Here is a 5,858-nt window from a genome sequence, read left to right on the forward strand (position 1 = left end):
CTCGCAACCGTAGGCATTGGATATGCGGCCGAATGATATCCTCGGCCCCATTCTTCGAGCCGCCGCTTCAGGTAGAAATAGGACAATCCTCCGAGACGCGGGATCTCTCGCACGCCCTGGCCACCCGGACCATGACAAGCAAGACAGGAGACAATGTTGGCCTCCGGAATTCCTTGATCGTAAATCGTTTGCCCCTTGTCTACGAGCGCCCGACGGCCATCATGGGCGGCTTTCGGCGGCAACGATGCAAAATAATCGGCCAGATCCCGGACCGCGTCGCTACGAAGATTCGCCACCGCTCCCCACATGTATTGTTTCGAAAACGGATTGTCGCGGATATGCGCGGCATAGCCGCGAAGCTGTGCCTCGATATACATGGACCGCTGTCCGGCCAGTCGCGGCGCGGCCGCATAGCCCTGCGCCCCAGTTCCGTGGCACCAGGTGCAATTGCGAATGCTGGCCGCCTTCGAGCCTCCCGCCCATGAGGAAACGAGGATGGCCAGGATCGTTAGTTTCAGCCCGATGCGCTTCATGATCTGAGCTTCCGCACTTTCTGCATTCCTCGAAACCGGCGACCGGTCAAATGGTGAAAACTACCTGAGATTACTGACATAGGCAGCGACGGCTGAGATCTGGGATTTGGTCAAGTTGTGCGAGGTCGGGCCCATGACGGCCGATGAATCCGGCATTGAGGTGTTCTGACCGCGCTCCGAGGTCCAGTTCACCAACTTGCTGTAGAAGTAGTCAGGAAGCTGGCCGGCCAAGCGCGGAATCTGGTCCTGACCGTGGGCGTCCGTACCATGGCATGCGGAGCATGCGGGGACATTGGATTCGGGGACTCCCTCTTCGTAAATGCGTTTTCCCGTGGTCACGTCTCCCCTCGGTCCGCCGCCCAGCGGGGGTGGATTGAGACCCTTGAAATGATGAGCCAACGCCGACAGCATCGACGGCGACAGAGCATGCGCCACATTGGCCATGATCAGGTTTTTTCGCCTGTGCTCGATGAAGGCCCGCAACTGATTTTCGATGTACTGGGGCTGCTGTCCCGCGAGCCGGGGCATGGGAAAGTAGCCATGATAACCCTGCCCCGACAGACCGTGGCAGGTCTTGCAATATTGCACCTTGGCCTGGAGCTCATCAGCTTGACCTGTCGATGGCGATACAGCGGCGAATGCCGCCGCAATAATCGCCATTTTCAAATGCGCCTTCCAGCCAGTTTGCTTAAAACCGAGAATCTTCATTATCTCGCTTTCGCCGTTACGCTGGAGACTCATGATCCTGCCGAAAACTTCGCGCCCGGATTGCTGCGCGCCAATTGGACTCTCTCGCCGACCCTACGGCCCAACACGAAAATTCAACCCCAGCTTGACCATCTGCGCGCTCTGCCTGTAGGTCACGATCGACGCGAACCCGTTGGTCGGGTCGGACATCAGCACATTCGAGTGGCCGAAGTCGTAGTAGTCATATTCGAGTCTTGCCGACCAATCGTCCGTGAAGGCCCATTCGACGCCAGCGCCCGCAGTCCATCCGGTGCGCATGCCCAGTCCCTCGGCGTCGAACGGGGTGCCCTGGAACACGCCGGTCACGCTGTACTTGTCGTTGGTCCAGGCAATGCCGCCCTTGCCGTAGAATAGCCAGTGGTCCATCGCATAGCCGAGCCGCGCGGTGACGGTTGGGATGAAATCGGTTCTTACCCTGACCAACTCGGTGTCTCCGGGGGCCACCAAGGGCTGAAACGGCACCCGCGTGCTCCCATCCAACGATCCGGCGGAGACCGCGCCCTCGACGCCGACCACCCAGCTGGGGGCAAACTGATAGTCGCATCCGATCTGGCCGCCATAGATCGCGCCACTCGAGTTGAGACTGGCGGTGGTCGTTCCGACGGTGCTGCCCGGAAATCCAAATACGTTGTTGTCCTGCACCAGCAGCACCGGATCGGTCGCATCCTTGGACTGCCAGGCGCCGCCGACGTGGGCGCCGAGATAGCAACCGGTCCAGGTGAAGCGTGCCGCGAATGGCGCCGGCGCCTTGATAGGCAAATCAGCCGCGACTGCCGATTCCGTGACCGCCAATGCAAGCGCCGCAGCACCCAGGAAAAGCAGCTTATTCATAACAAAGTCTCCGTTGTGTTTGCCAATACCGCCGCCTACATCGCAAACCATGCGTGGAGGAAGAGGGTGTTATTGTCGTGGGCGCCGATCGTGGTGCCGTTGAACTTGTTGTAGTAGGTGTATTGCAGACCAAGACGGGCATTGAACCACGGCCAGCCCGGCGCCTTGCTGGCCGAGAACGGAATGTAGGCAATCTCGCCGGTCCAGCCGTTGCTGTTCGGCGTCAGGGCGTTGCCGCTGAGGTCTACCCCGTACAGCCCGGCGTCGGCGGTGCCGGAGACGTCGAAATACTGGCCGGTGAACACCACCCGGTTGTCGGCGCCATAGGCGAACGAGGCCTGCAGGCGCAGACTGTTGAGCGTGTTGGTCGGATTGGCGGAAGGCGTAGTGGAAAAGCTGTTGAAGCTGGCATCGAGCCGCTGAAACTCGTGAATATAGCTGGCGCGCAGAGTCAGCCAGTAGTTGCTACCCTGGTATTGATATTGGGTGTCAAAGCCGATGTCGGTGTATTTGTCGGTTTGCGAAAACGTTCCGATCGGTCCGAAGCCGCTGGTGTCAAGCCAGGGATTAACGTTGAAGATCATCCCGTAGGTGCCGACCATCAACGAATGGCTGCCCCAATGCGGTTCGAAGGCGGCGCGCCAATAGGGCGCCACGCCGCTGAACAGGCCGGGCGCACCGAACGGATCGGTGCCCAGCGTGTTCTGTGCGTTGAACCCGAGCGTCTTGTAGCCGGTCACTTCGAGATAGAGCAGATCGTTGATGTAGGCGTAGGCACCGACACCGCCGACATGGGCGGCAAAAGCGCCCTCCAGCATGGTCCCGGCGCTGGGTCCGGTGGACCCAAGGTTCGATTGAGCATAGGGGAAGGCCCAAGCCGGCGTGGTATTCCACAAGTCCTGAACGGTCGGATTGTTGTTGGCGGTGATGCCGTAGATCACGTCAAGCGGCCCGACATGGGCGGTGCTGGCAAAGCGGACGTCGGTGTTGTCCCAGGTCCATGTGTGCGCGAATGGATAGTTGCCGAATCCGCCGGCCCCTGGAGCGGCGTAGGTGATCTGGGCGAAGGCGCCGATATGATCTGTTATCGCGCCACCCCAGAAGCCGCTGAACGGAGACAGCACGGTATTGTCGTTCGGCTTGTAAGGATCGCTCGGCTGCGGTAGATCCGCTTGGGTGTGGGTGTAACCGACGATGGCCATCATTGAGACCGGCGGCACCCAGCCTTTTTCTCCGGGACTGGCGCTGGGACTGCTGTTGCTCTCGCCCGTTCCGCCGATGCTCCGCGCATAGCTGCTCAGTTCCGCATTGGCGTCACGGGCAATTCTGCTGTCGGAAAACAGCGTGGTGCGGTACTGACCGCCACCTGTTGTATAGCCGAGCAGCTTGAACCTTCGGCCATAGGGGGTAAGGGCGGGGTAATCGGTGTGGCAGGTCCCGCAGGGCTGCCCGGTCTGGCGCGCGAAGCTCGGCAGCGCTTGCGCCGGCGGCGCAAAGCCGATTGTCAGGAATCCAGCGAGAACGACAGCCGCCGCAAGAGCGGCAATCGAGCCGCTCACAAAGGGTTTAGAAAACCAAGAGGTATAACCCCGCATCATGCGCAATCCAAATTGTTAGTGACGCTCCGCCCGGACTTACAGACCCGCCAATAGCTGCTTCCGGCGTGAATCGTTTCATGAGGTGGACGATAGTCTAGGAACCGAGAGCGCGGCTAAGCCAAATACCAACAGCGCATCCGATTTTAGGATTAGGAGACATTTGGGCAACAATAGTTGCAATTCGATCTCAACAAGCACGTTATCAACCCCGATCCGCCTCGTTGCAGCGGCAATGATCTCGATCAATCGATCCCGAAAAATTGAGCTGGATTAAATCGTCCGGGCAGGCGTAACGTGCCGCAATATCAAAGGGTGGGCTTATGAGCGTTCAATCAATTTTGCTGACAGCAGCCTTCGCGATCGCATTCTCCACAGCGGCCCAGGCGGAAAACAAAGATAGCGCGAGCGTCTCGCAAAAAGAGCTCAAGGCCAAGACCGACTATTGCAAAACCTGCCATGGGGTGTCGGGGCAGGGGTTTCGTGGCGCCTTTCCGATGCCGCGACTGGCAGGACAGCAACCCGAATACCTGAAGAATCAATTGTCGGCATTCATCGAACGCAGGCGAACGAACCCCGTGATGTTCAACGTCGCGCATGTTCTGAGCCCACCGATGCTGACGGCGTTGACCACATATTTTAGGGATCTCGATCCCAAACCGTTGGGTGGGGCTCCAAGGGAGCTCGTCGCCGCGGGAAAGAAAATCTACGAAGAAGGCGTTCCAAAAGCGGAGGTTCCTCCATGCGCTTCCTGTCACGGGCCCGACGCCAAAGGTGCGGACGCATTTCCCCGTCTGGCGGGTCAGCTTCATGACTACATCTTCAGGAAACTGACGAACTGGGACAAAGAGCGGGGTCAGGATAAGGCCAACCCGGACAACTCGGCGATCATGGGGCCGATCGCGCATAACCTGACCGAAGCACAGATCAAGGCGGTTGCGGCGTATCTCAGTTATCTGGATTGACCTTCGGCGCTCGACGCCGTGGGATCCGAGGTGCCGAGATTCCCGGCACAAAGATGATCTACGCCGACGTGCCGTCAGCCTTTCCCGCTCGTTAGGCTTACGAGGTCGACCTGCTGCGGCAACGGGTGAACGCGCTCACCAGCAGACATTGAAACTCACAGGGAGGAACGCGATGACTATCTTCATGGTCTTCGTGTGCTTTACATCTGGCGAGGGACAAACGGCACAGTGCCACCCGGCTTACCCCAAACAGTATGCCAGCGCAGACGAGTGCGAAGCTTTTTCGCAGAATGACCCCTACCTGAAAAACTACTTGAATGGCGTCCGGAACGGACAGTATCAAAAGGGCATTTCGGTCGAGGTCCATTGCATGAAGAAAACTGCACTCGCATCGGAGCCAGCACGGTAGCGGGCCAGAACCAATTATTTTCTGATGTGGCAGGTCGTTTCAGGGCAATCGTGGTATCGGGAAGCTCATGATTTGTCCGGATGGTTCTACCAGCGCGCGGTAGCCTTTCCGTACGTGTACAGTGCGATAAGCCCGACGGTCACGGAGGTCGAGAAGATCAGGATCACGCGATCCCAGTCAAGCCGCGTTCTCTCGGTCCTGCCGAGAGAAAGCATCGCGAAGAGAGCCTTGAACGCGAACCTTCGCATCGGGATTTCCTGAATCCGTGATTCAAGAAAATTATCCCGGTCGCCGCGAGGGGACTTGAGGCACATCAATCAGCCTTCGGGCCGATGTCGCCTGGGTCTGGAAGGCGGAGGCGCAGTCGCCCGGCTTTCAGCCTTCGCCCAGCAGCTCGTTGATGCGGCGCTGCAGCTGCCGCTTCTTCTTCTCGCTCTTGCGCAGCCGCTCCTCGAGATCGGAGACCGGCAGTTCGTAGGGGCGATCCGAGCTGAAGGCGATGCCGACGAAACTGTCGCGCCACCAGACGACCCTGGCGAGGAACGAACGGCCCTTGCGCGCGATCGTCAGCGACATCTTCTCTTTCGGCAGCTTGACGATGTTGCTGAATTCGAGATGAGCGCCTGTTTCCGAGATATTGCGGACCACGCACTCACTGGAGCCACCGTGGTCGTCGATCTCGGCGACGCCGCCATAAATAACCTTGTCGCGCGCGCTTTGGCGTCGGTCCAGCATTGTATTCCTCCCCGGCAAAGAGGGGGGACCATACCCGGCTTCG

General features: G+C 59.2%; 7 protein-coding genes. 2 read left to right on the top strand and 5 right to left on the bottom strand.

The genetic code is table 11. The annotated features are described in order from the left end of the window. The 4 genes from QZ213_RS23410 to QZ213_RS23425 all read right to left on the bottom strand — a co-directional run. The coding region (locus tag QZ213_RS23410; RefSeq protein WP_291688457.1) for a c-type cytochrome at positions 1–533 on the bottom strand (533 nt) is incomplete at its 3' end. Between the two features lie 60 nt (positions 534–593). Next, positions 594–1,274, bottom strand: coding sequence for a c-type cytochrome (locus tag QZ213_RS23415; protein ID WP_291688458.1), 681 nt, complete (start codon positions 1,272–1,274; stop codon positions 594–596). 60 nt (positions 1,275–1,334) lie between these two features. Next, positions 1,335–2,111, bottom strand: coding sequence for an outer membrane beta-barrel protein (locus QZ213_RS23420; protein WP_291688459.1), 777 nt, complete (start codon positions 2,109–2,111; stop codon positions 1,335–1,337). A gap of 35 nt (positions 2,112–2,146) precedes the next feature. Further along, positions 2,147–3,670, bottom strand: a complete 1,524-nt coding sequence (locus QZ213_RS23425) for a cytochrome C (RefSeq protein WP_291688460.1) — start codon at positions 3,668–3,670, stop codon at positions 2,147–2,149. Positions 3,671–4,029: 359 nt separating this feature from the next. On the opposite strand from QZ213_RS23425, the gene QZ213_RS23430 reads away from it, so the two are divergent. Continuing rightward, entirely contained in the window at positions 4,030–4,671 is a 642-nt protein-coding gene (locus QZ213_RS23430) for a c-type cytochrome (RefSeq protein ID WP_291688461.1), read from the top strand. A 172-nt stretch (positions 4,672–4,843) separates the two neighbouring features. Continuing rightward, positions 4,844–5,080 (top strand): hypothetical protein, encoded by a 237-nt coding sequence (locus QZ213_RS23435; RefSeq protein ID WP_291688462.1) that lies wholly within the window; start codon positions 4,844–4,846, stop codon positions 5,078–5,080. Between the two features lie 375 nt (positions 5,081–5,455). Here QZ213_RS23435 and QZ213_RS23440 read toward each other — a convergent pair whose 3' ends face one another. Next, on the bottom strand, positions 5,456–5,815 hold the full coding sequence (locus QZ213_RS23440) for a PilZ domain-containing protein (protein ID WP_291688463.1): 360 nt from the start codon (positions 5,813–5,815) through the stop codon (positions 5,456–5,458). Positions 5,816–5,858: the final 43 nt, after the last annotated feature.

This window comes from Bradyrhizobium sp., assembly GCF_017881085.1.
Lineage (GTDB): Bacteria > Pseudomonadota > Alphaproteobacteria > Rhizobiales > Xanthobacteraceae > Bradyrhizobium.

Bases quoted from the DNA above. Each gene is read 5' to 3' on its own strand.
- QZ213_RS23415 (WP_291688458.1), bottom strand. From the start codon at position 1,274: ATGAGTCTCCAGCGTAACGGCGAAAGCGAGATAATGAAGATTCTCGGT.
- QZ213_RS23420 (WP_291688459.1), bottom strand. From the start codon at position 2,111: ATGAATAAGCTGCTTTTCCTGGGTGCTGCGGCGCTTGCATTGGCGGTC.
- QZ213_RS23430 (WP_291688461.1), top strand. From the start codon at position 4,030: ATGAGCGTTCAATCAATTTTGCTGACAGCAGCCTTCGCGATCGCATTC.
- QZ213_RS23435 (WP_291688462.1), top strand. From the start codon at position 4,844: ATGACTATCTTCATGGTCTTCGTGTGCTTTACATCTGGCGAGGGACAA.
- QZ213_RS23440 (WP_291688463.1), bottom strand. From the start codon at position 5,815: ATGCTGGACCGACGCCAAAGCGCGCGCGACAAGGTTATTTATGGCGGC.